Origin of the sequence: Halomonas daqiaonensis (assembly GCF_900109725.1) — a bacterium.
In the GTDB taxonomy this organism is placed as follows: Bacteria; Pseudomonadota; Gammaproteobacteria; order Pseudomonadales; family Halomonadaceae; genus Halomonas; species Halomonas daqiaonensis.
On record NZ_FOBC01000004.1, the window covers coordinates 115379 to 140829 of the forward strand.

General features: G+C 64.9%; 20 protein-coding genes. 6 read left to right on the plus strand and 14 right to left on the minus strand.

Annotated features, from left to right (window positions below):
- Window positions 1–207 (plus strand): hypothetical protein, encoded by a 207-nt coding sequence (locus BMY30_RS04400; RefSeq protein ID WP_211607232.1) that lies wholly within the window; start codon window positions 1–3, stop codon window positions 205–207.
- 15 nt (window positions 208–222) lie between these two features.
- On the opposite strand, the gene BMY30_RS04405 is transcribed toward BMY30_RS04400, so the two are convergent.
- The 14 genes from BMY30_RS04405 to BMY30_RS04470 all read right to left on the minus strand — a co-directional run bounded on the left by BMY30_RS04405 (window position 223) and on the right by BMY30_RS04470 (window position 16798).
- Complete coding sequence (locus BMY30_RS04405) at window positions 223–663, minus strand: group I truncated hemoglobin (protein WP_089710983.1); 441 nt, start codon at window positions 661–663, stop codon at window positions 223–225.
- Between the two features lie 13 nt (window positions 664–676).
- Window positions 677–1552 (minus strand): DUF3034 family protein, encoded by an 876-nt coding sequence (locus BMY30_RS04410; protein ID WP_089710985.1) that lies wholly within the window; start codon window positions 1550–1552, stop codon window positions 677–679.
- Entirely contained in the window at window positions 1549–3783 is a 2235-nt protein-coding gene (locus BMY30_RS04415; protein WP_089710987.1) for a putative bifunctional diguanylate cyclase/phosphodiesterase, read from the minus strand. Before BMY30_RS04415 ends, BMY30_RS04410 begins: the two co-directional genes overlap by 4 nt.
- Window positions 3784–4461: a methylamine utilization protein gene (locus BMY30_RS04420; protein WP_089710989.1), complete on the minus strand. Its 678-nt coding sequence runs from the start codon at window positions 4459–4461 to the stop codon at window positions 3784–3786.
- A 122-nt stretch (window positions 4462–4583) separates the two neighbouring features.
- Window positions 4584–5765, minus strand: coding sequence for a beta-aspartyl-peptidase (gene iadA / locus BMY30_RS04425; RefSeq protein WP_089710991.1), 1182 nt, complete (start codon window positions 5763–5765; stop codon window positions 4584–4586).
- Window positions 5765–8395: a cyanophycin synthetase gene (cphA, locus tag BMY30_RS04430; RefSeq protein ID WP_089710993.1), complete on the minus strand. Its 2631-nt coding sequence runs from the start codon at window positions 8393–8395 to the stop codon at window positions 5765–5767. Before cphA ends, iadA begins: the two co-directional genes overlap by 1 nt.
- The gene (locus tag BMY30_RS04435) at window positions 8392–9252 is read right to left on the minus strand and encodes a cyanophycinase (RefSeq protein ID WP_089710995.1); all 861 of its coding nucleotides are present in this window, start codon (window positions 9250–9252) and stop codon (window positions 8392–8394) included. Before BMY30_RS04435 ends, cphA begins: the two co-directional genes overlap by 4 nt.
- A 241-nt stretch (window positions 9253–9493) precedes the next feature.
- On the minus strand, window positions 9494–9787 hold the full coding sequence (locus BMY30_RS04440) for a cytochrome C oxidase subunit IV family protein (protein ID WP_089710997.1): 294 nt from the start codon (window positions 9785–9787) through the stop codon (window positions 9494–9496).
- A 52-nt stretch (window positions 9788–9839) separates the two neighbouring features.
- Window positions 9840–10409: a cytochrome c oxidase subunit 3 family protein gene (locus BMY30_RS04445; protein ID WP_089711000.1), complete on the minus strand. Its 570-nt coding sequence runs from the start codon at window positions 10407–10409 to the stop codon at window positions 9840–9842.
- The gene (locus BMY30_RS04450; RefSeq protein ID WP_089711003.1) at window positions 10406–10846 is read right to left on the minus strand and encodes a DUF4870 family protein; all 441 of its coding nucleotides are present in this window, start codon (window positions 10844–10846) and stop codon (window positions 10406–10408) included. The genes BMY30_RS04445 and BMY30_RS04450 overlap by 4 nt, the downstream gene beginning before the upstream one ends.
- Before the next feature lie 111 nt (window positions 10847–10957).
- Window positions 10958–12226, minus strand: coding sequence for an MFS transporter (locus tag BMY30_RS04455; protein ID WP_089711005.1), 1269 nt, complete (start codon window positions 12224–12226; stop codon window positions 10958–10960).
- A 134-nt stretch (window positions 12227–12360) separates the two neighbouring features.
- Window positions 12361–13953, minus strand: a complete 1593-nt coding sequence (locus BMY30_RS04460) for an MFS transporter (protein WP_089711007.1) — start codon at window positions 13951–13953, stop codon at window positions 12361–12363.
- Window positions 13954–14221: 268 nt separating this feature from the next.
- On the minus strand, window positions 14222–14887 hold the full coding sequence (gene narL / locus BMY30_RS04465) for a two-component system response regulator NarL (protein WP_089711009.1): 666 nt from the start codon (window positions 14885–14887) through the stop codon (window positions 14222–14224).
- Window positions 14888–14893: 6 nt separating this feature from the next.
- Window positions 14894–16798, minus strand: coding sequence for a type IV pili methyl-accepting chemotaxis transducer N-terminal domain-containing protein (locus BMY30_RS04470; protein WP_089711011.1), 1905 nt, complete (start codon window positions 16796–16798; stop codon window positions 14894–14896).
- Between the two features lie 152 nt (window positions 16799–16950).
- Here BMY30_RS04470 and BMY30_RS04475 point away from each other — a divergent pair, with 152 nt between their 5' ends.
- The 5 genes from BMY30_RS04475 to narI all read left to right on the plus strand — a co-directional run bounded on the left by BMY30_RS04475 (window position 16951) and on the right by narI (window position 25310).
- A complete protein-coding gene (locus BMY30_RS04475) occupies window positions 16951–18276 on the plus strand; it encodes an MFS transporter (RefSeq protein WP_089711013.1) in 1326 nt (441 codons plus the stop codon).
- Window positions 18277–18476: 200 nt separating this feature from the next.
- Window positions 18477–22259, plus strand: coding sequence for a nitrate reductase subunit alpha (locus BMY30_RS04480; RefSeq protein WP_089711015.1), 3783 nt, complete (start codon window positions 18477–18479; stop codon window positions 22257–22259).
- Entirely contained in the window at window positions 22256–23836 is a 1581-nt protein-coding gene (narH, locus tag BMY30_RS04485; protein ID WP_089711016.1) for a nitrate reductase subunit beta, read from the plus strand. Before BMY30_RS04480 ends, narH begins: the two co-directional genes overlap by 4 nt.
- Window positions 23829–24614, plus strand: coding sequence for a nitrate reductase molybdenum cofactor assembly chaperone (gene narJ / locus BMY30_RS04490; RefSeq protein ID WP_089711018.1), 786 nt, complete (start codon window positions 23829–23831; stop codon window positions 24612–24614). The genes narH and narJ overlap by 8 nt, the downstream gene beginning before the upstream one ends.
- 12 nt (window positions 24615–24626) lie before the next feature.
- Window positions 24627–25310, plus strand: a complete 684-nt coding sequence (gene narI, locus BMY30_RS04495; protein WP_089711020.1) for a respiratory nitrate reductase subunit gamma — start codon at window positions 24627–24629, stop codon at window positions 25308–25310.
- Window positions 25311–25451 lie beyond the last annotated feature (141 nt).

The window sequence follows — 25451 nt, forward strand, 5'->3', positions numbered from 1 at the left end:
ATGACGATGCAAACCCGAATCATCCTCGCCGTGGCGACCTGGTGCCTGGCCGCCGTGGCAGTAGTACTGCCACTGGTGTGGCTGATCAACAATCGCGACTGGGGCATCGGCCTGATGCTGCTGGTGCCCTTCGTGGTCTACGGCTTGATGCGCCTGGCGCGTGCCCTGGAAGGCTGGGCTCGGGCGAGCGAGCCGCCGTCGGGGTAGCGCGAGCTACCCGCTCTACTGCAACGACATGATCTCCCCGTGGAGCCGGGCCAGGCGGCCCAGCAGTTGATTGCGTGGGCCGGGGGGAATGTCCTGATCGATCAGCGTCTGTTGCATGTGCTCGACCAGGGCATTGAAGTGGGCGTTGGTGATGCCCATGTGCTGGTGGGCGCGATCCATGGGGGGCCCACTGTAGACGCAGGGCCCGTCACTGATGCTGCAGATCTGCTCCTCCAAGGAGGCGACGAAGCGATCGATATTGGAATTGGCGAAGAACACCACGATCTCGTCGTCGCCGGCCAGCCGATAGGTGAAGTCCTCGACGATCGCCGCCACACCCGCCTCGCCGCCCAACTGGGTATACAGGGTCGGTGTTGGCGAGGTGGGCCGCTGCATGCAGCCGCTCAGCACCAGGGCGAGCAGGACGAGAACGACAAGGCAGCGAACGAGTTTCATGAAGGGCTCCTGTCTAGAAGGCGACCTGCAACGACAGGTAGCCGCCACGCTGCTGGTCCAGGCCGGCGATCGAGCCCAGGTCGAGCCAGGCACCGGTCAGCGACACATGCTTGTTGAAGAAGTAGGCGCTGTAGAGATCCTGCCAGTCATCCTCGCGAGCGAAGCCGAGATTGTCGGGCTTCTGGCGATACTCCATGCCCACCACCCAGTTCGGGGTGAGAAACAGGCCCACCGACCCCTCCGCCGCCAGGGAGCGACTCTCTTTCTCGTCACCGCCGAAGCCCAGCAAGCCGCCCTGGTTCGCCCGGGTCGAACGCAGCGTGAGGTTCACCAGCAGGTTGCGGCCGGCCACGGCATCGAACAGCAGCTTGCTGCCGCTGAGGTAGATGTCGTTGCCCTGGGTCGAATCCGCACCCACTGCCCGGGCCAGGCTGCCGTCATACAGTCGCTTGTGCTGTACGCCCAGGCTCCAGATGCCCCAGGGGTGATAGAGCACGTCGCCGACCAGCCGCAGCTTGAGGCCGTGAATATCCTGTTCCAGATCGCCACCCAGCGTATCCAGGCCTAGGCGCTGGCGGGCGAAGGACACTTCGACCCGATCCTGCCAGTTGAAAGCGACACCGCTGACCGCGAGCCGATAGTCGTCGAGCCGGGCCTCGGTGCGATTCGCGGTGACGGCCCATTCGCCCTCGCTGGCGGTGCCGGCCAGCACCCCCCAGGGCGAGAGGCCGCCTCCGGCGGCGCCCTCGATCTGCGTAACGCCACCGGTGCCCAACAGCCGACTGCCGGCCAGGGCAGGGGAGGTGGTGATGATCGCCCAGAGCAGCAGACCCATTCCTGAAAAGAGGTGTTTGCAGAACAGGCTGGCGAATCGCGGCAGGTGGCTCATGGGGTCTGCTCCTCGGGCAAAGAGGCCTGATGGTGGGTAGCCCAGTCGACGATATGTTCGGCCGCCAGTGGCCGTGAAATCAGGTAACCCTGCAGAGTGTCGCAGCCAAGCCGTTCAAGCACTGCTCGCGCGGCGGTGGTTTCCACGCCCTCGGCGACGATTGCGAGGCCCAGGTTATGGCCGAGCTCGATGGTGGAACGCACGATGATCTCGTCGTCGGCGCTCTCCTCGAGCTTGAGGATGAACGACTTGTCGATCTTGAGCTCCTGGACCGGTAGGCGCTTGAGCTGAGCCAGCGACGAGTAACCGGTGCCGAAGTCATCCACGGCAATACACAGCCCGGTACGGCGCAGCTCTTCGAGTTGTCGGCTGGCGTGTTCGGGGTCCTGCATGATGGCGCTCTCGGTCACCTCGAGACGCAGACGCTCCGGCCCCATCCCGTATTCCGCCAGGCAAGCGCGCAGCCGGGCGGGCAGGTCGATATCGGTGACGTCCTTGGCCGAGAGGTTGATCGCAGCCACCAGCGAACAGCCCTGACGGTCCCATGTCTGGAGCTGGGCGCATATCTTGTTCAGCATCCAGCGGGTCAAGCGATGAATATGCCCTGAGTGTTCGGCGAGTGAAATGAATTCGTCCGGTGGGATGAAGCCCAGGCTGGGGTGATGCCAGCGCATCAGCGCCTCGACGCCGGAAAGCCGCCCGGTCCGGGCGTCGAGCTGGGGCTGGTAGACCAGCGTGAGCTGGTCCTGGGTCACCGCTTCCTGCAGGTCGCGTACCAGCGTCAGCTGACGCAGGTGCAGCTCGTCCTGACCCTCCAGGTAGCACTGATGCTCAAGCCGGGCACGACGGGTCATGTCCAGGGCGATTTCGGCGCGCCGCAGCAACAGCGTGGCATTGTCGCCATGGAGGGGATAGCGCACCTCACCGATGGCCAGCGTCAGGCGAATCGGCGAACCTTCCAGATCAATCGGTTGCGTCAGGCGCTCCTGTAACGCCGCCAGCCAGCCGGGCTCCGCAGCCGGCGCTGCCAGATACAGCATGAATTCGTCGCCGCTCAGGCGGTAGGCCTCGATCTGCGGTGGAGGCAGGCGGTCGAGGCGGTCGGCCAGGACCTTCAGCACCTGATCGCCGATGGCATAGCCGAAGGTGTCGTTGATGGTCCGAAAATCGGTGATCGAGAGGCGCAGCAGGGTAAAGGCCTCACCCTGGGCGATGGCGTCGTCGATGTCCTGTACCGCCGAATGGCGGTTGGCCAGGTTCGTGAGCTGATCATGGCGTGACTGATAGCGCAGCGTGGTTTCGCGGCTGGCGATGTCATCCTGCATGGTCAGTAGCGTATCGGCGAGCAGTCCGATCTCGCCGTTCGGCGACACCTTGATGTCGCGCATGCGCTCACCGTGACCGATGCGGCGGGCGGCATCGACGAGCGTGGTCAACGGCCGCGCCATGCTGCGCGCGCTCAGCGCGGCGATCACCGCAGTCAACAGCAGCGTCAGGGTAAAGATCACCAGTAACTGCCAGCGAAGTGCCGAATAAGCGGCGAGCAGGTCACTGCGCCGCTGCTGTGCCACCGCATAGGCCTGTCCCTCCTCGCCGTCATAGAGCAATTGGCTGCGGCTCAAGTAGCGGTCGTCCGCGATCAATGCATCGCGCTGCTCTTCATTGACGAAGCGGGTTTCCAGGCGGGTCAGGGCGCCGATCTCCTCGGCCAAGTCGGCATCGAGCAAAAAGCCCATGCCGACCCAGCCGATCAGCCCCGGGGCTCGCACGGGCATCAGCACGAACTGATAGGGGCGCCCCTCGTGCATCACCACCTCGACCGCCTCGCCCTCCTCGCGAGCCTGTTGCCACAGCTCGGGGAAGGGCAGGGGGATGTCGGGTGTATGGTGGCTGCTGGCCAGCAACTGGCCCTCGGGGTCGCCCAGCAGCACCATGTCGGCGTTGGCGCGGTCGCCGTGGTTGGCGAGCACGCTGATCAAGGTGTCGGTGTCCTGGGTGGCCACGGCACTCTTGAAGCCGAAGTCCGAGGCGAGTATCGCCACGTTATCGCGTAGCTGGCGGCCGCGTTCCTTGAGCAGTTGACGCGTGACGTCAAGTCCCACACCGAGTTCGCGTTCGCCTCTAGCCAGCGTGTCCTGCTGAAGCGTACGCAGCGTGGCACCTGCGGCCACCAGTTGAGCGATGACGACGACGGCCAGCATTACCAGCAGAAGGCGGCGGCGAAACGACATTCAGGACCCCTCGTGGTCTTGGAGCGCCTGCCTGAATCGTTCTTGGAGTGCCGAGGGCTCGGCGGGTACCGGCAGTCTGGCCTCGAGGTCGAGCGCCACGGTGCGGGTTTCTCCCTGGGTGATCTGTCCTTCCCACCACCGCTGATGCGTGTCATCCAGGCGAGGATGCCAGATCCGCAACGCATGGCGACCCGCCGGGAGATCAGGCATCGTCACTCGGCCGTCGGCGTCGGTTCTGACGATGTGGGGGGCGTCGCTGACCACGATGAAGGCCTGCATGTGGTCATGGATATTGCAACCCAGCACCACCACGCCTGCCTGGTCGAAGATCACGGGCGGTGGGGTGTCCTGCAGGTAGAGTTCCAGGTCGAAGACCTTGGCCGGCGAAAAGGAAAAGACATGATGGCGAGTGGTATCGCGGTTGGGAAAGATGACCCGGCTACCCACGGCCACCACCGAGACATGCGGGATGAAAGTGGCATCACGCTGCGTCACCTGCGTGATGTAGCCAGCCGCCGGGGACGCGTCAGGAATCTGCACCTCGATCACGGCATTCTCCAGCGGTTCGCCGGTGCTGGCATCGATTACCTGCAACTGAGCAGCGCTTACCGGTGTCGCCAGGAAAAGGCCCAGGCCTAGCCAGGCCAGGCAGCCGAAGACGGATTTGCCGTTATTCATTCGCGCCTCGCCTCTTCGGTCGTTGGAGGTATCAGCCGTCAGGAAGGCTCGGATCGGGTGTCCCTGCGATGCTAGCACGGCGCGACGTTTACAAGGACGCCGCGTCGATGAGCCAATTTAGGTCAAGACGGCGAGGCGTCGTGATAGATGCATTTCCCCGCCACGAAAGTCTGTCGTGGCTGGAGGTCGTCATCGATGAGGGTCACGTCGGCATCGAAGCCCACGGCCAGGCGTCCCTTGTGATCCTGCAGGCCCAGCACTCTCGCCACATTGGCGCCGATCACTCCCAGGGCCAGTTCCATGGGGAGCACCTGCTCACGGACCAGGCGCTGCCAGTCGCCGATCAGGGCGGTGTTGCGGGCCACCCGCATGCCCAGATACTCGCCCTTGGCGTCGAACTCGGGGAGGCTGCCGTTGCAGTCGGAACTCATGGTGATGCGCTCGGCGGGCACGCCGCGCTCGAGCAGGAAGGACACCGCCTCGAAGGCGGAGATGTCCTCCTCACCCACCTCGTCGAAGGCGGTGACGTCCACGCAGGCTTCGAACCCCAGCGCATAGTCGGCGGCCTCCTCGAGCAGGGCGCGGTGGCGGTTGACGTGGGTGGGGATCACCTGGTCGGCTGGAATCTCGGTCTCCGCGATCAGCCGGCGCAGCGGCTCCAGGCCCCGCCTGCCATCGCCGACATGGAAGTGGCAGATGCCGCGCTTGCCGGCCAGCATGGCACCGACGCGAGTCTCGCTGACCAGTCGCTCGATCTCGTCCTGCCTGGGCTGGCTGGAGCGATGGTCCGAGATCGCCAGTTCGCCAAGGCCGATCACCTCGGGAATCCACGCCAGGTCGCGCTGGAGATCGCCGGTCAGGGTCGGTGGCGGAACGCGATAGGCGCCGGTGTACATGTAGGCCGCGATTCCCTCGGCACGCAGCCCGCGCACCTTGGCGAGAAGGTCCGCCGGGGAGCGGCTGATGCTGTCGGTGCCGAGCACCCCCACCACGGTAGCGATGCCCATGGCGGCGATCTCCTCGGCGGTGATCTCGGGGCAGCGATTGCCGCAGCCCCCTTCGCCGCCACCTCCCGTCACGTGGACGTGCTGGTCGATGAAGGCGGGTACGGCAACCAGGTCGCGCGCCTCGATCACCTCGATCGGCCAGCCTGCCGGGACCTCGATATCCCGCCCCAGGGCGGCGATGCGCCCGTCGGCGATGAGGATGTCGGTGGCCTCGAGCGGTTCCGGCGCCTGGATACGTCCGACGCGCAGCAGTGTCAGCAGGGGCTCGGCCTTCCCTTTGATCGGGGCGGATGCCATCAGCTCGATTCGCCGGCGGATTCATGCACTGGCGAGAAGCGCCGCCCCCTGAAGCGCTCGATGGCGCCGCCGATGTCATCGATCAGCAGCACCAGCAGGTCGCCCTGGCTTGCCTCGTCGAAGGCCCTGTCGACGGCCTGGGCCTCCTCCATGATGATCTCCACCCGGCAGGCGCCGCCCACCGATTCAGCGCCCTTTCGCAGCAGGCCCGCGGCCTCGCCGGGGGTACGCCCGCGGGAATCGGTCTCGTAGATGTAGACGATGTCATGCATGCGTGCGAGCAGGGTGCCCAGGCTGAACAGGTCCTCATCGCGGCGATTGCCTGGGGCGCTGGCCACGCTGATGCGCCGCCCGGCGGGAATCCGGCCGACCAGCTCGCTCAAGGCCTCGAGGGCCGGCACGTTGTGCCCGTAGTCGATGAGCACCTTGATGCCCTCGGCCTCGATGAGGTTGGTGCGCCCGGGGTTCTGTCCCGGGGTGGGGTGGAAGGTGCGCAGGCCCATCTGGACATCGGCGATGGAGAGCCCCAGAGCATAGGCCGCGGCGCTGGCCGCCAGGGCATTAGCGACGTTGAAGCTGGCGTGTCCCTCGAAGGTGATGGGTACGTCCACCACCGGAATCACCTCGGCCTCCACATGGCCCTGGCGCATCACGATGCGCTCGTTGTGGACGGTGAAGGCCACCCCGTGTTCGCGGACATGCTGACGGACCGGCCGTGAGTTGGGGTCCATGGTGAAGAAGATGGTCTCGCCACGCGCCCACTCCTGGCCGGCCAGGACACGCGGGTCGTCGGCATTGAGCACAGCGGTGCCGCTCTTGCTCACGGCATCGATGACCACCGTCTTGCAGCGTGCCAGCTCGTCCAGGGTATGGATATCGTGCTCGCCCAGGTGGTCGCTGGCGATGTTGAGCAGCACCCCCACGTCGCACTCGTCGAAGCCCAGTCCGCGGCGCATGATGCCGCCGCGGGCGACCTCGAGGACGGCGGTCTCGACGGTGGGTTCGCGCAGCACGATATTGGCCGCCTGGGGGCCGCTGTAGTCGCCGCGCATGATGACGTGGTTGTCGATCTCGATGGCGCCGGTACATGCCATGCCCACGTTGCGTCCCGCCTGGCGCAGCAGATGGGAGATCAGGCGCACCGTGGTTGTCTTGCCGTTGGTGCCGGAGACCGCAACGATAGGAATGCGCGCGTTGCTTTCGGGGTCGGGGAACAGCATGTCGACGACATGGTGGCCGACATCGCGCCCGGTGCCGTGGGTGGGCGAGATATGCATGCGAAAGCCGGGGCCGGCATTGACCTCCACCACCCCAGCGGACTGCTCCTCGAGGGGCCGGCTGAGGGTCTCGGCGAGCAGATCGATGCCGATGATGTCGAGGCCCACCAGGCGGGCGATGCGCTCCGCCGCGTACTTCACCTCGGGATGCACGTCTTCGGTCACGTCGGTGGCCGTTCCCCCGGTGCTCAGGTTGGCAGTGGGCTTGAGATAGACGATCTCCTCCTTGGGGATCACGCTCTGCAGGGTCAGGTTCTGCTGGTCGAGCATTCGCACGGACTGCTCGTCGAGCTGTATCTGGGTGAGCAGATTCTCGTGGCCGACACCGCGACGCGGGTCCTGGTTCTCCTTATCCACCAGAGCCTGCAGGGTATCGGTTCCATTGCCGACCACATGGGCGGGGCGGCGCCTGGCGGCGGCCACCAGCTTGCCGTCGATGACCAGCAGGCGATGGTCCTCGCCGCGGATGTACTGCTCGACGATCACCGAGGGGTTGCGGTGAGAGGCGATCTCGAAGGCCTCGCGCAGGGCGTGGTCATCCTCGATGTTGGTGCTCACACCGCGGCCGTGGTTGCCGATGAGGGGCTTGGTTGCCACTGGATAGCCGATGTAGCGCGCCGCCTCCAGAGCCTCCTCGAAGGAGTTGCACACTTGTCCCTGGGGCACCGGGATACCGGCATCGCCGAGGATCTGCTTGGTCCAGTCCTTGTCGTCGGCGATGCTGTAGCCGATCAGGTCCGTCTGGCAGGTTACCGTGGCCTGGATGCGCTTCTGGCGATGGCCGTGCCCCAACTGGATGTAGCTGCTGTCCTCGCTGAGGCGGGTGTAGGGGATATCGCGACGCACGGCGGCCGCCACGATGGAGGCGGTGGAGGGCCCCAGCATGTGGTCGTCACGGACCTGCCTGAGGCGGTCGAGGATCGACTCCAGGTCGATCTCGCCGTCATTGAACAGCCGCGTGACGAGATCCACCGCCTCGACCCCTGCCGCCAGACCGCAGGCCTCGTCGCGGTAGCGGTAGACCACGTTGTAGATGCCGGTCTCGTAGGAGTCGATGGTCTTGCCGTAACCCACCGAGAAGCCGATCAGGTTCTGTAGCTCGATGGCCACGTGCTCGACCACATGGCCGGCCCAGGTACCGCGCTCCAGGCGCTCCAGGAAGCCGCCGGGCCGACCCACCGAGCAGCGGTGTTCCTGCAGGCTGGGGATCAGGGTGGTGAGGCGACCGACGATGCCGGGAACGGTATCGCTGGGGCGCTCTTCCAGCTCGCCGATGTCCAGGCGCATGAAGATGGCCCGGTAGCGGCTGTAGTAGTTGGGGCCACGCAGGGCACGATGCTGGAGAATATTCATGGGGACTCCGCCAGTAGTGAGCTGAGCGCGTCGGGAACCAGGTAGCGCCGCGCCTCGATGTCGAATCCGTGGCCGCTGACCATGGCATGCAGGATCATGTGCTCGATGGCCACCGGTTCGCCCATGGACAGGCCGGCGATGTTCGAGCTCGCCAGGTCTCGGCTGTCGATGAGGATGACATGACCGGGCCCGATGGCTTCGAGGATACCGTGGGGATGGATGATCACGGCGGCATCTTCGCCCAGGCCCACTCCCAGGTGTTCCGGGTTGCTGGCCCCGACTTCCATCAGGCGTGTGAAGCGTCCGCGCTCGAGGAAGTGGCTGTCGATGATCAGGCCATCGACCAGACCCAGACCGAAGGTCATGTTGACCGCACCCTTGCGCAGGGCATCGGCGGCAGCGCCATTGTAGATCATGGTGCCCGGCATGGCCGCCGCCCCGGCACTCGTCCCGGCCACTACCGCCCCGTCATGGAGGCGTTCGCGGATAGCCGTCAGAACGCGCGAGCCACCCAGGACATTGGTCAGGCGTAGTTGGTCACCGCCGCTGAAGAAGACGACGCCGCTCTGCTCGATCAGTCGCACGGTATCGGTGTCAGCGGCCTGCTGGCGATCCTGTATCTCCAGCAAATGGACACGGCTGGCGCCCAGGCGAGAGAAGGCCGCTTCGTATTCGGGCAGGACCTGGTCGGGGATGCTGCTGGCCGTGGCGATGACCGCAACCTCGTGGTTGCCCGCCGGGGCCAGGGCGAAGACCCGTCTGAGAATCTCGAGATCGGATGTCTTGTCCTCGGCGCCGCCAATGGCCACGAGGGTGCCGGATGCCGAGGAAGGTAGCGAGGAGGGTGGCGAGGTCATAATCCTTTCGTCGCCCAGCGACGCTCTTGAGAAAACGCGGAAGTGGAGTCTGTGCGTGCAACGTTTCGCACGGCGCGGTGCTTGCGCCTACAGGCTCCCCTTATAACAGGCATCCCGGCGCGGGGCACGTCCTCGCGGCCTCTTGTGCAACGATAACGGCGAATCGATACCGCTGTGTAGTGGGCGCCAGGGGGCTCGCGTGTTCGTTCTGCGGCAGGTGTGCGTTGGGAAGGAGTCGGTGTCAACCGGCCAGTCGCGCCACCAGGTAGCTCCCGGCGATCAGCGCCAGCGTCAGTATTACCAGACCTACGAAGGTGCCCTTCCAGGCCGGGGTGGCGGCGCGCAGGTTGAGGTAGACCATCAGCAGCCGGTGGGCCTTGAAGCCAGTGGCGGCGATCACCAGCCCCGCCGACCACAGTGGCAGCGATTGCCAGTCGCCCTGGTCGAGGCGCGCCGAGACCATCGATACCACCGTCAGGGTCATCAGGATGGCCCAGGTGATCAGCAGGCGGCGGGTGCCGGGTAGCGATGTCATACGGCCTCCGGTTCAGCGCAATAGAGAGCCTTCAGCGGAATAACTAGAGCCTTCAGCGCAATAGATAGAGCAGCGGGTAGAGCAGGATCCAGATCAGGTCGACCATGTGCCAGAAGGCGGCAGCGGTCTCCACGTTCTCGGTTGAGGTGCGCCAGGTCACCAGCGCGAGCAGCGCCAGGCCGAACAGCACATGGGCGAAGTGGAAGGCGGTGAGCCCATAGTAGAAGCCGAAGAAGGCATTGGTCTCCGGGGTGATGCCGGCGGCGAACTTGTTCGAATACTCGACCACCTTGATCACGCCGAACAGCACACCCAGTCCCATGGAGGCGCCCAGCCACTGACGGGTCCGGCGGATCCGTCCAGCGCTCACCGCCTCCACGGCCAGGGCCACGCAGAGCCCGCTGGTCAGCAGCACCAGGGTGTTGAGCCCGCCCATCAGCGGATCGAGCTCACGTTGGGAGGCATCGAAGAGGGCCGTTGCCGTCACACGTTCCGCGGCGTAAAGAGCGAAGAAGGCGCTGAAGACCAGCATCTCGCTCAGGATCAGCACCCACATCAAGGGATTGCCGGGCAGTGCCGAGAACGGCCCCCACCCGGGGTTGGGTAACGCTTTTTCGCTCATCCGTCCGCCAGTGTCACCCGCGCGCCGCCGAAGGCCAGGCTGTGCGGGTTGGTCACCGGTTGGTTGGAGGTCAGGCGGCTGATGCCAACGCCGCAGCGCGCCACCATCCAGATCAGGCAGGCCGTGAAATAGATATAGCCCAGTGCCCAGGGCGCCACGGCAGGAGCGCCCACCAGGCCCAGCAGCTGCCAGGTGGCGACGAAGAGCCCGCCCCCGAGCATGCCCAGCCAGAAGGTGCGGATCTGGAACTGCAGGTGGCTCTGCACCCAGGGCTCGGCGTTGCGGCGCTTGAGGTGGGCGATCAGCACGCCGACGGGGGCGGTGACCACGGCCAGTACGCTGCCCAGGAAGAGCATGTAGACGACGATGGCCGCGCCGCGACCGCGGGCGGCCTTGTCGGGGTTGGCGGGAAGTTCGTGGGCCAGGGTGTGGGACATGGAGAACACCTCGCATCCGGCAATCGGCCGGATCCCGCATCGTGGATCCGGCCTTTGATGTATTTCAGATACCACTATAACGCGAGGCGCGGTGAATTTTCCTGGCCTGGATCAAGTCTCGACCGGCTTGCCACCGTGCGTCCCGTCGCGAGTGAGTATCGGCGCGCGGCGCTCGGTCCACCACATCCAGATGATGGAGACCAGCGTGACGCCGAAGCACAGCATCCACACGGTGGTGGCCACGCCGGTGAGGTCGACCAGGGCGCCGAACATGATCGGCAGCAGGAAGCCGCCCAGGCCACCGGCCAGGCCGACGATACCGGAGACCAGGCCCAGGTTCTCGTGGTAATCGTTGGAGAGGTACTTGAAGACCGAAGCCTTGCCGATGCCCCAGGCGATACCCACCACGAAGAGCGCGGCGGTGAACAGCCAGATGGGGATGCCGAAGCCGAACTCCACGACGCCCTCGCCACCGGCCCCCGCGATACGGTACTGGGTCTCGGGGTAGGACATGATGAACAGCGCGATCAGGCTGGCCCACATGCAGGTCCAGGTGACGGTATGCGCGCCGAAGCGGTCGGAGAGCCAGCCGCCGAAGGCACGGATCACGCCCGAGGGCAGCACGAAGATGGTGGCGATCAGGGCGGCAAGCTGGATGCCCATGCCGTACTCGGTCATGTAGTAGCGGGTCAGCCACAGCGAGACGCCCACGTAGCCGCCGAACACTACCGAGTAGTACTGGCAGTACTTCCACACCCGTGGGTCGTTGAGCACCCTGGCCTGTTCGCGCAGGGATATCTTGCTGGCGTTGCGGTGGGCGGGGTTGGAGTAGGTGAAGAACCAGAACAGGATGGCGGTCACCAGCATGATCGCCGCATAGATGTTGGGTACGGCCTGCCAGCTCAGCATCACGATGACCGTGGGGGCGATGAACTTGGTTACCGCGGCTCCGGCATTGCCGGCCCCGAAGATGCCCATTGCCAGCCCCTGGCGGTCCTTCTCGAACCACTTGGCAGTGTAGGTGATGCCCACCGAGAAGGCGCCGCCGGCCAGGCCGATGAAGGCGCCGAGTACCAGCAGCTGCCAGTACTGGGTGGCGAACTGCACCAGCCAGATGGCCGGCACGATGAGGACCAGGATGATGAAGAACACCGGGCGGCCGCCGAAACGGTCGGTCATGGCGCCCAACGGCAGGCGTGATAGTGCGCCGGTCAGGATGGGTACCGAGGTGAGAACACCGAACTGGGTGCCGTTCAGGTTGAGCTGCTCGGCGATGGGCACGCCGATCTCGCCGAACATCGTCCACACCATGAAGCACATGGTGAACGCAAAAGTATTGGCCACCAGCACCGAATATTGCTTGAAGCGTTCAGAGGCCATGAGACCCTCCGAGTTTGCCAGGTAATGGGATGATTTTCAGGAGATGCCTAAGGTGATTTTGTGGCTTGATGGGCATCAAAAAAAATCGATATAACTCATTGAAAATATGCTATTTATCCCAAGCCAACGAAGGTTCAGGGGTTCTTCACGTAGGCGCCGGGACGCAGGTAGAACCACCAGTTGACCACCAGGCAGAGCGCGTAGAAGACCGCGAAACCGTACATGGCGAGTTCCGGAGTGCCGGCTTGGATCTGCTCGCCCATCACCCGCGGGGCGATGAAGGCGCCGTAGGCGGCCACGGCGGAGGTCCAGCCGAGCACCGGACCCTTCTGTTGAGCATCGAAGATCACGCCGATGCTGCGGAAGGTGGAGCCGTTGCCGATGCCGCTGGCGGCGAACAGGACCACGAACATCATCATGAAAATCGCAAAGTAGCTGTTCGGGTCGGTGGCGTTGTAGGCCAGCATCATCACATAGCCGGTGACGGCGGAGGCGACGACCATGATCACGGAGATGATCTGGGTGACGATGGAGCCGCCCACCTTGTCGGAGATCCAGCCCCCCACCGGACGGATCAGGGCACCGACGAAGGGACCGATCCAGGCCCAGGTCAGGGCGCTGGGCGCGTCCGGGTTGGCCACCCGGGTCACGCTGCCGTCGGCGGCGACTTCCATCATGTTGCCGAAGATGACGTTGATGGAGAGTGGCAGAGCGGCGGAGAAGCCGATGAAGGAGCCGAACGTGAGGATGTAGAGTACCGTCATCGACCAGGTGTGCTTGTTCGAGAAGATCGCGAACTGTTTCTGGATGTTGGGTTTGATGTTGCCGGGAATCAGGCGCAACAGGACCACGGTCAGCACGATGGTCAGCGGCAGGGCGATCCACATGCCCAGCAGGTTGAGGGCGAACATGCCGATGATGCTGGTTACCGCGCCTACGGCGTAGAGGCCGAGGATCTTTCCGAAAGCCGACGCCGGCGTACCCGGGTCCGGGGTAATGGTGCGCAGGTTGTTCATGCCGAACCAGCCGGCGAAGGCCAGCGGGATCAGGAACAGCATCCATACGAAGCCGGCGTTCTGGATCCAGGTGTCGGTCCCGGCCTCGATGCGGCCGATCAGGGTGCCGCTGGCCTTCTGCAATTCCATGGGGTCACCGGCGATGGCGCCGAAGATGCCCACGGTCATCACCAACGGGATCAGGATCTGCATGGTGGTGACACCGAAGTTTCCCAGGCCGGCGTTCATGCCCAGGGCATAGCCTTGTTGCTTCTTGGGGAAGAAGCTGGAGATGTTGCTCATCGAGCAGGCGAAGTTGCCGCCGCCTATGCCGGAGAGCAGCGCCAGGGCCTGGAAGACCCACAGCGGGGTTCCGGGATTCATCAGCGCGATGCCGGTGCCCAGGGCGGGAATCATCAACAGGGCGGTGGTCAGGAAGATGGTGTTGCGACCGCCGGCGATGCGGATCATGAAAGAAGCCGGAATGCGCAGGGTGGCGCCGGAAAGGCCGGCCAGTGCCGTCAGAGTGAACAGTTCACCGACCGAGAACGGGAAGCCGAGGTTCTGCATCTGGGTGGTGATCATGCCCCACATCATCCAGACGGCGAAGCCCATCAGCAGGCTGGGAATGGAAATCCAGAGGTTGCGGTTGGCAACCTTCTTGCCCTCCTTTTCCCAGAACTCCTCGTTCTCGACATCCCAATGTTCGATGTCGGCATTCTTTCTGGTCATGGCATTTCCCCTCAAAGCGCTGCATGGGGCCCCGGGCCCTCGGTCATGGTTGACCGGTATCAAGCCATGGGGCTTTGCGGCGAAAGATACGCCTCGTCAGGAAATGGCGAAACGGGGTGGTCATGCCGGAAAATCAGCAGGATACCTCCAGGGAGGTAGGCGGTATCCGACTCCATATCATTGATCTTTAAGATATTTGTCGTGGAGGGAGGCGCGAGGAGAGGGGCGGCGGACGCGTCGAGGGTCTTTGGAGGTATCCACACAGGATCTACTTTTCCACACCCTCCTGGACGGCCCATACTGCGGCTTCCACCCGCGAGCGCAGGTTGAGCTTCTTGAGCAGGTGCTTGACGTGCACTTTCACCGTGCCCTCGGTGATGTCGAGCTTGCGAGCGATCAACTTGTTGGAAAGGCCGGCGGCCAGCTCGCGCAGGATCTCGCGCTCGCGCTGGGTCAGACTGTGGATATCCGGGGCCGCCGGCTGGTTGCGCTGGCTGCGCAGGGCCTCGGCCAGCAGGGCGGTGAGGCTCTCGCTGATCACCATGCGACCCAGGGCCGCCTGGCGCAGCTGGCGAACCATCTCGTCGGGGTCCATGTCCTTGAGCAGGTAGCCGTCGGCACCGTTGCGCAGGGCGGCCACCACGTCCTCCTCATGGTCCGAGACGGTGAACATCACGATGCGTCCGGCATAGCCCCGCTCGCGCAGCTGCTTCAGGGTGGCGATGCCGTCCATGCCTGGCATGTTGAGGTCGAGAAGGATCATGTCGGGGTCGAGTTCGCTGGCGAGCCGGATGCCGACCTCCGGCTCGCCCGCCTCACCGGCCAGGTCCAGGTCATCTTCCAGCTCGAGTAGCTGGGCCACGCCTCGGCGCAGCAATGGATGGTCGTCGATGAGCAGGATCGTGGCAGGGGTGTCGTGATCGGTCCGGGTCATCTTGGGCTAGTCCCTGTGTCCGTGTTGAATGGTGGTGGTCTCGGGCCCGCGGACCGGCTGCTGGGCGATCAGTCGCGCGGTTTTGGGAGAGAAAGTGAGTTCCACCAGGGTGCCGCCGGTCTGGCGGTTGCGCACCCTGAACTCTCCGCCCAGGGTATCGGCGCGGTCGCGCATGATCACCAGGCCATAGTGCATGGGTGGCGAGCCATCATCCGGCAGGCCGATGCCGTCGTCCTCGACCATGACATGCAGGCGGGCCTGCTGAAAGCCCACCGTGACCGCCGCCCAGTGGGCGCGGGCATGCTTGTGGGTGTTGGCCAGCGCCTCGCGGACCACCTGCAGTACATGGATCTCTTCGTTGGGATTGAGCAGGTGAGGCGGCACGTCGAAACACAGCTCCACCGGGAAGCCCAGCCGCTCGGCGAACTCCTCGGTGGTTTGGCGCATGGCGCTTTGCAGGCCGGGCCCCTCGAGCTTGAGTCGGAAGGTGGTGAGCAGCTCGCGCAGCTGGCGATAGGCGCTGTCCAGCCCGGTGCGCAGCTCGCCGAATACCGCCGTTTGGGCCTCGCGGGGCATTTCCCTGGCCTGCATGCGCTCGAGCCTGGCGACCTGCATCTTGAGGTAGGAGAGCGACTGGGCTAGGGAGTCGTGGAGCTCCCGGGCGATTATGGTGCGCTCGTTCATCAGCGTCACCTGCTGCTGCTCCTCGATGCGTCGCTGCAGATAGATCGCCGTGGCCAGCTGGTCGGTCAGGGCATTGAGCAGCCTACGGGTGCTGTCGGTGAGCCCGCGGTCCCTGGAATACCAGACCTCCAGGGTGCCGAGCAGGGTCGCGCCGACGCTTACCGGTAGCAGCAGGCACTCCGCTTCGCCGGTCTCGGAGAGCTCCAAGGGCTCGGGCTCGAGCAGGCAGGCATGGCAGTCGTAGTCGCGACAGTAGGTCGGGCGGCTGCGCGAATGGGTGGCCAGTATCGGCACTTCGCGGTCGTCGAAGGGGTCATGCAGCGAGAGCCGAATGGGGCCGATGTCGAGCAGCTGTTCGATGCGTCGCAGCATCGGAGCGGCGCTGGCGCAGAGGTCGTTGCCGCCGCCATAGAGGGCCCGGCTGCCGTCGTGGAGCACCTGCATGACCTGGTTGCTGCGTTCTAGCTCCTGTTGCTTGAGCGAGACGCGCTCCTCCAGCTCGGCGTAGCTGGTGGCGAGCTCGCCGGCCATGGTATCCAGGGTCCGGCCCAGCAGGGCCAGCTCGTCGCTGCCCTTGAGCCGGGTGCGGTAACGGAAGTTGCGACGACCGGCCTCCCGGGCCAGCACCACTAGCTGATGCAGCGGGGCCACCAGGTTGTGGCGGATGTCGTAGAGGGCGATGGCCACGACCACGGCAGTCAGTACGAGGAAGAGGATTTGCAATACGCTAAGCAGGCGAATCTTGGCCTCGCTGTTCCGCTCCAGATGTGTGACCAACTGGTCGATATCATCCACCAGCTCGTCCAGGGTCTGGCGCAATGCCTCGACCTCCAGTCCTCCGCCGTCAATGGTACGGGTCACCTGGGGCGCCAGTGCCTCATCCCAGCGTGCCTGCAGCATCCGGTAGTGTTGTTGCAGGGGATGGTCCTCGGCTTCGGGCAGGGCCTCGGTCAGCCGGGGACTGGCCAGCCGTTCGCGGAAGCGCTCGCCCAGTGCCTCGACTCTTTCTCGTTGCGTCTCGTCGGGCTGCTGTTCGTAGCGCTGCAGGGCCGCGACGATCTGGTAGGTGTTCATGCGCAGCGAGCCGGCCACGTTGATGGCGGCGGCATCGCCGCGGCTACCGTTGGCCACCACCATGGTCACCACGATACTGGTCAGTGCCATGGCGCTGATTGCCAGCAGCGAGGCGATGATGCGGGCCACCAGGGAGCGTTGCAGCAGTTTCATCGGCGGCAGAGCCTTCCCACGAGTATGGATTGGGGATGCCACTATACCCTAGTGGGTAGTCGTTGCTCCCTCAAAGGTGTACCTCCCTTGCCCTTTTGACCCTGCTGCCCGGGCTTCCGAGAATTCCGTCAACCCTCTCGAGCCCCGGCCCCATGTCCCGCGATCCCGACTCTCTCACGAACGCGCCGCGCGATGCGCCGGTCGATGACGAATCGGCACCCCCGGGCTATCGCTCGCTGGTGGTGGTCCTGCTATCGCCCCTGGCCTTCGCCCTGGTCTTCGCCTGCTGGACCCTGTTCGCCGTGCTCGGTGTGGAGCTCCGCCGGGAGTTGGCGCTGGGAGGCGTCGGCTTCGCGGCGTTGCTGGCTATGCCGATGCTAGCCGGGGCCCTGGCCAGCCTGCCCATGGCACTGCTGGCCCGACAGCATGGCGGGCGTCGGGTCATGCTCGGCTGTCTGCTGCTGACCTGTCCCTTCCTGTGGTGGATCAGCCGGGCGCATCACTACCTGGAATTCCTGTTGGCCGGCTTGGGGCTGGGGCTGGGGGCCGGCTCGCTGGCCGCCGGCCTGGTCTATGTGGCGAAACTCGGGCCGCCGCGCCATGCCGGCCTGTCGCTGGGCTTCTACGGGGCCGGCATGATGGGGGCGGGGCTTAGCTACCTGTTGCTGCCACTGGTCAGCCAGGCCTATGGCTGGCGCCTGGCACCGCTGCTCTACCTGCTGCCGGTGCTGCTGGTGGCGGCCCTGCTGTGGCTGTTCGCCGATGACGGTGATGTCCCCGTCGTCGAGCCCGAGGATGACGAGGCGCGACCAGCCAGGCCGTCTTCGCGCGTGCGAGTCCTTTATCTGGCCACCCGCCTCGCCGACTGGCAGCTGTGGCGGCTGGCCATCACCTACAGCTTCTTCTTCGGCGCCTTCGTGGCGCTGGCGCTATGGCTGCCCGGGCATCTGACGGCCCGCTACGGCCTCTCGCTACAGGCCGCGGCGCTCTGGTCGCTGCCCTTCACGCTCGCCGTCGGGGCGGGTCAGGTGATCGGTGGTGCCCTGGCCGATCGACGCGACTTCCGCAGCCTGCGCTGGTGGATCAGCGCCTTCGTGCTGGTCTGCCTCTTCCTGCTCTCCTATCCCCCCTTCTCCATGCGCATCGAGGGCATGCATGGCGAACTGACGCTGCACTATGCGGCACCACTATGGGGCTTTCTGGGGCTGCTGGTGGCCATGGGCGTCGCCATGGGGATGGGCCAGGGCAGCCTGATGCGGCTGATCCATCGCGATCATGGTGACGGCATGGCGCTGGTGGGGGGGCTGGCGCTGACCTTGGGCGGGCTCTTCGCTGCCCTGCTACCACCGGTCTTCGTGCTGGGCGGTGAATGGCTGGGGGTGCCTACCGCGGGCTTCATGTTCCTCTATGCCGCCCTGGTGGTGTGCATGCTGGTGATGGTGGCCGACCATGCGCGAGGACCTCGCCGTGAACGTTGAGATTGTTGGCCTAACCCTTCAACCACCAGTGCCTATCCCCTTGGAGGTAGGGCCCATGTATATGGAGGTAACCGGGCAGTATTCCCCCTTCCCATGCCGCAGAATCCTCCCCATGGAAGCTGCCTGAGCCCTGTGAGGGAGCGGCAGTCCGAGTGGCCCGGAGTGGTCACGCATCTTTATCAGGAGCCTGGAGAGCGACCATGAGTCACTTCATCGATCGGCTGAACTTCTTCCGCAAGGCCCGCGAACCCTTCGCCAACGAACATGGCGAGCTTCGTCAGGAGTCCCGCGAGTGGGAGAACGGTTACCGGCAGCGCTGGCAGCACGACAAGGTGGTGAGGTCCACCCACGGGGTGAACTGCACCGGTTCGTGCAGCTGGAAGATCTATGTCAAGAATGGCCTGGTCACCTGGGAGACCCAGCAGACCGACTACCCGCGCACCCGGCCTGATTTGCCCAATCACGAGCCGCGGGGCTGCCCGCGTGGCGCCAGCTACTCCTGGTACATCTACAGCGCCAACCGCCTCAAGCACCCGCTGATCAGGAAGCCGCTGCTCAAGCTGTGGCGCGAGGCGCTGGAGCTCAAGAAGGACCCCGTCGAGGCCTGGGCCTATATCGTCGAGGACCCGACGAAGACCAAGGAATACAAGCGGGCCCGCGGCATGGGCGGCTTCGTGCGCGCCGACTGGAACGAACTCAACGAGCTGATCGCCGCCTCCAACGTCTACACTGCCAAGCAGTTCGGCCCGGACCGCATCATCGGCTTCTCGCCGATCCCCGCCATGTCCATGGTCAGCTACGCCGCGGGTAGCCGCTATCTGTCGCTGATCGGCGGCGTCTGCATGAGCTTCTACGACTGGTACTGCGACCTGCCGCCGGCCAGCCCCCAGACCTGGGGCGAGCAGACCGACGTGCCCGAGTCCGCCGATTGGTACAACTCCGGCTATATCATTGCCTGGGGCTCCAACGTCCCGCAGACCCGTACCCCGGATGCCCACTTCTTCACCGAGGTACGCTACAAGGGCACCAAGACCGTCTCGATCACCCCGGACTATGCCGAGGTCTCCAAGCTCACCGACGAGTGGCTTTCCGCCAAGCAGGGCACCGATGCTGCCCTGGCCATGGCCATGGGGCACGTCATCCTCAAGGAGTTCCACCTCGACACGCCCAGCGCCTACTTCACCGACTATGTGCGCCAGTACACCGACATGCCCTTCCTGGTCGAGCTCGAGGCCCGCGAGGACGGCAGCTATGCCCCGGGGCGCCAGCTGCGTGCCAGCGATTTCGATGCCAACCTGGGCCAGGACAACAACCCCGAATGGAAGACCGTCGCCTGGGACGAGACCCGCGACCAGCTGGTGGTGCCGCGCGGCTCCATCGGCTTCCGCTGGGGCGAGACCGGTGACGAGGTAGGCAAGTGGAACCTCGAGCCGCTGGATGCCGAAGGTGCCGAGATCAAGCCACTGCTGACGCTGGCCGAACACCACGACAGCGTGGCGAGGGTGGCGTTTCCCTACTTCGGTGGCATCGCCCACGAGCACTTCGAGCATGTGAAGGGTGAAGGTGCCGGCGCTGCCGACGACCTGCTCTTCCACAACCTGCCCGTCAAGAAGATGAAGAAGGCCGACGGCAGCGAGATGCTGGCGGTCACCGTGTTCGACCTGATGTGTGCCAACTACGGCATCGACCGTGGTTTCACCGGTGACGGCGAAGACGACGGGGCGACCTCCTACGATCAGGTGCGCCCCTATACCCCCGCCTGGCAGGAGAAGATCACCGGCGTGCCGGCCGAGCAGGCTACCCGCATCGCCCGTGAGTTCGCCGACAACGCGAACAAGACCCAGGGACGCAGCATGATTATCGTCGGTGCCGGCATGAACCACTGGTACCACATGGACATGAACTACCGTGGCCTGATCAACATGCTGGTCATGTGTGGTTGCGTCGGCCAGAGCGGCGGCGGCTGGTCCCACTACGTGGGCCAGGAGAAGCTGCGGCCACAGACCGGCTGGACCCCGCTGGCCTTCGGCCTCGACTGGCAGCGCCCGCCGCGCCACATGAACTCCACCTCCTTCTTCTACAACCACTCCTCCCAGTGGCGCTACGAGAAGCTCAAGATCAAGGAGATCCTCTCGCCCCTGGCAAAGGCCGAGGACTACCCCGGCAGTCTGGTCGACTTCAACGTGCGCTCCGAGCGCATGGGCTGGCTGCCCTCCGCCCCGCAGCTCGCCACCAACCCGCTGCGCCTGGCCGAGAAAGCCCAAGCCGCGGGACTGTCCACCAAGGACTATGCCGTCGAGCAGCTCAAGAGCGGCGAGCTGGCGTTTGCCGCGGAGGATCCGGATGCCCCCCAGAACTTCCCGCGCAACATGTTCATCTGGCGCTCCAACCTGCTGGGCAGTTCCGGCAAGGGCCATGAGTACATGCTCAAGTACCTGCTGGGCACCCGTCACGGCATCCAGGGCAAGGACCTGGGCGAGGAGGGCGGCACCAAGCCCGAGGAGGTCAAGTGGCATGACGAGGCGCCCGAGGGCAAGCTCGATCTGCTGGTGACCCTGGACTTCCGCATGTCCACCACCTGCCTCTACTCGGACATCGTGCTGCCCACGGCGACCTGGTACGAGAAGGACGACCTCAATACATCCGACATGCACCCCTTCATCCACCCGCTCACCGCGGCGACGGACCCGGCGTGGGAGTCGCGCAGCGACTGGGAGATCTACAAGGGCATCGCCAAGGCCTTCTCGAAGGTCTGCGTGGGGCACCTGGGCGAGGAGACTGATCTCGTCACCCTGCCGCACCAGCACGACTCTCCCGCCGAGCTGGCCCAGGTCGAGGTCAAGGACTGGAAGAAGGGTGAGTGCGAGCCGATCCCCGGCAAGACCATGCCGGCACTGATCGAGGTCAAGCGTCATTACCCCGAGACCTATGAACGCTTCACCTCCGTGGGCCCGCTGCTGGAGAGCATCGGCAACGGCGGCAAGGGCATCAGCTGGAACACCGAGAAGGAGGTGGACCTGCTCGGCAAGCTCAACCACCGCAAGCCAGACGGGCCGCACAAGGGGCGTCCGCAGATCGAGAGTGCCGTTGACGCCGCCGAGATGATCCTGACCCTGGCGCCGGAGACCAACGGCCAGGTGGCGGTGAAGGCCTGGGACGCGCTGTCGAAGATCACCGGGCGGGACCATACCCACCTGGCGCATCCCAAGGAGGAGGAGAAGATCCGCTTCCGCGACATCGTCGCCCAGCCGCGCAAGATCATCTCCAGTCCGACCTGGTCCGGTCTCGAGGACGAGCACGTCTCCTACAACGCCGGCTACACCAACGTCCACGAGTTGATCCCCTGGCGTACCGTCAGCGGTCGCCAGCAGTTCTACCAGGATCACCCCTGGATGCGTGCCTTCGGCGAGAGCCTGCTGGTCTATCGTCCGCCCATCGACACCAAGGCGGCGGTGAGCGTGGCCGAGCCCAAGGGCAACGGCAATCCGGAGATCGCCCTGAACTGGATCACTCCGCACCAGAAATGGGGCATCCACTCCACCTACAGTGACAACCTGCTGATGCAGACCCTGTCGCGGGGCGGCCCCATCGTCTGGCTGTCCGAGGATGACGCCAAGTCCATCGGCGTCGAGGACAACGACTGGATCGAGCTGTACAACGCCAACGGTGCCATCGCGGCCCGTGCGGTAGTCAGCCAGCGGGTCAAGAACGGCATGGCGATGATGTATCACGCCCAGGAGCGCATCCTGAACATGCCGGGCTCCGAGATGACGGGCACCCGGGGCGGTATCCACAACTCCGTGACCCGCGTGTGTCCCAAGCCGACCCACATGATCGGCGGCTACGCCCAGCTGTCCTACAGCTTCAACTACTACGGCACCGTCGGCTCCAACCGCGACGAATTCGTCATCGTGCGAAAGATGAAGAAGATCGACTGGCTGGATGGCGAAGGCAATGACTACGAGCAGGAGGCCGTGAAATGAAGATTCGTTCCCAGGTAGGCATGGTCCTCAACCTCGACAAGTGCATCGGCTGCCACACCTGCTCGGTGACCTGCAAGAACGTCTGGACCAGCCGTGAGGGCGTCGAGTACGCCTGGTTCAACAACGTCGAGACCAAGCCCGGCATCGGCTATCCCAAGGAGTGGGAGAACCAGCACAAGTGGAAGGGCGGCTGGCTGCGTCGCAAGGATGGCAAGATCGAGCCGCGTATCGGCGGCAAGTGGCGGGTGCTGGCGAACATCTTCGCCAACCCCGACCTGCCGGAGATCGACGACTATTACGAGCCGTTCACCTTCGACTACCAGCATCTGCACACCGCCAAGCAGGGCGAGCACCAGCCCACTGCGCGGCCGCGCTCGCTGATCTCCGGCCAGCGCATGAACAAGATCGAATGGGGCCCGAACTGGGAGGAGATCCTCGGCACCGAGTTCGCCAAGCGGCGCAAGGACGCGAACTTCGAGAAGATCCAGGCCGACATCTACGGCCAGTTCGAGAACACCTTCATGATGTACCTGCCGCGGCTGTGCGAGCACTGCCTCAACCCGACCTGCGTGGCGTCGTGCCCGAGTGGCGCGATCTACAAGCGCGAGGAGGACGGCATCGTCCTGATCGACCAGGACAAGTGCCGCGGCTGGCGGATGTGCATCTCCGGCTGCCCCTACAAGAAGATCTACTACAACTGGAAGACCGGGAAGTCCGAGAAGTGCATCTTCTGCTATCCGCGCATCGAGGCCGGCCAGCCGACCGTCTGCTCCGAGACCTGTGTAGGCCGGATCCGCTACCTCGGTGTGCTGCTTTACGATGCCGACCGCATCGAGGAAGTCGCCAGCTCCCCGGACGAGCGTGATCTCTATCATCGCCAGTGCGAGATCTTCCTGGATCCCAACGATCCGGAAGTGATCGCCCAGGCGAAGAAGGACGGCATCACCGATAACGTGATAGCCGCCGCCCAGGCCTCGCCGGTCTACAAGTTGGCCATGGACTGGGGGCTGGCGCTGCCGCTGCACCCGGAGTATCGCACCCTGCCGATGGTCTGGTACGTACCGCCGCTGTCGCCGATCCAGTCCGCCGCCGAGACCGGCAACGTCGAGTTTGACGGCGTCATGCCCAAGATCGAGTCGCTGCGTATTCCGGTCAAGTACCTGGCCAACATGCTCACCGCCGGTGAGGAAGAGCCCGTGATATTGGCGCTCAAGCGCCTGATGGCCATGCGCCTCTACATGCGCGGCAAGCACGTCGAGGGCAAGGCCGAGACCGAGGTGCTGGAGAGCGTGGGGCTCAGCGAGGCCCAGGTGGAGGACATGTATCGGTATCTGGCCATCGCCAATTACGAAGATCGCTTCGTGATCCCCACCAGCCACCGCGAGATGGCCACCGAGGCCTTCCCGGAGCGCGGTGGCTGCGGCTTCACCTTCGGTGACGGCTGCCATGGCGAGAGCAAGCCCAGCCTTTTCAACGGCCGCTCTCAGACCACCACCCTGGTCAAGCCGGTAGAAACCTTTGATCCGCAGAGCGTGGGTCGGCGCGATGAGAAAGCCGAGGAGGCCCGTCATGGCTGAGGCAGCGATGCAATACCCCGCGACTGAGCCGGACATGCTGAGCCTGCGCGTGCTGGCCCGGCTGCTGGACTACCCCTCCGCAGAGCTCCAGGCTGCCGCGCCGGAAATGATCGAGATACTCGACGGCGAGCGCCGCTGGAAGGCGGCGCTGCGCACCCGCCTGATGGCGTGGTGCCAGCGTCTGCTGGAGGCCGACCTGATGGAGCTGCAGGCCGAGTACGTGGCGCTGTTCGACAAGGGGCGCAGCACCTCGTTGCTGCTCTTCGAGCACGTCCACGGCGAGTCCCGCGATCGCGGCCAAGCCATGGTCGACCTGATGGCCGAATACAGCGCCGCGGGCTTCGAGCTCGATGCCCGTGAGCTGCCGGACTATCTGCCGCTGTTCCTGGAGTATCTCTCGACCCGCCACGAGGCCGACATCGGTCGCTGGCTGGGCGAGATCCGCCATATCCTGGCTCTGCTCGCCGCCCGGCTGGAAGAGCGCGACGCCGACCATGCCCTCGTGCCACTGGCGCTGCTGGCGCTGATCGGGGCCGAGGGAGATGTCGACGCCCATCGCGAGACGGTGAAGGAGGAGGCTCCCGACGATACCCCGGAGGCGCTGGACGAGGTCTGGGAGGAGGAGGCGGTGCGCTTCAGTGCCGATTCCGACCAGGACTGCGCGCTGCAGTCCGCCGAAGGACGGCGTCTGGCCGAACGCAAGAAGGCCGTGCCCAGCGACCCCGTCAAGATCATGTCCAGCAGCGGCGCGTCCGACCGCGCCCCGACCGATCGCTAAAGGAGAACCGTCATGTTTAGCGAATACCTGCAACACCTGCTCTACGGCTACTACCCGTACCTGGCCGGTACGGTGTTCCTGGTCGGCAGTCTGCTGCGTTACGACCACGGCCAGTACACCTGGAAGACCGGTTCCAGCCAGATGCTCTCGTCGAAGAACATGCGCCTGGCCAGCAACCTCTTCCATATCGGCATCATCGTGATCTTCTTCGGTCACCTGTTCGGCATGCTGACGCCGCACTGGGCCTATGCCCCCTTCCTGTCGGCGGGTGCCAAGCAGGTGCTGGCCATCGTCATCGGTGGGATCGCCGGCGTGATGTGCCTGACGGGCGGCGCCATGCTGCTCTATCGTCGCCTGAACAACCCGCGGGTCAAGGCTTCGTCCGCTCCGATGGACAACGTCATCCTCGGGCTGATCGTCTTCCAGGCGGCGCTGGGCATCATCAGCGTGTTCTTCTCGCTGGGCCACCTGGACGGCGAGATGATGCTCACCCTGGCCGCCTGGGCGCAGTCCATCGTCTTCTTCGGCGGCGGGGCGGCGGATTACATGACCGAGGTCTCCTGGATCTACAAGCTCCACGTCTTCCTCGGTCTGACCATCATCCTGCTGTTCCCCTTCTCGCGCCTGGTGCATGTGTGGAGCGTGCCGCTGGGGTATATCACTCGTCGCTATCAATTGGTTCGCAAGCGGGGCTGAGTAAAGGCCTTGCCCACACCCTTGGAAGGGGCGCCGTGGGCAGGACGAAGAAGAGGTCCTACGCCACGAATGGCGTCGGTAGCGCCCAGGGAGGGGTTCACAGCGTCGCCTCGCAGTCCTGTCGCCGGAATAGCCCCTCTT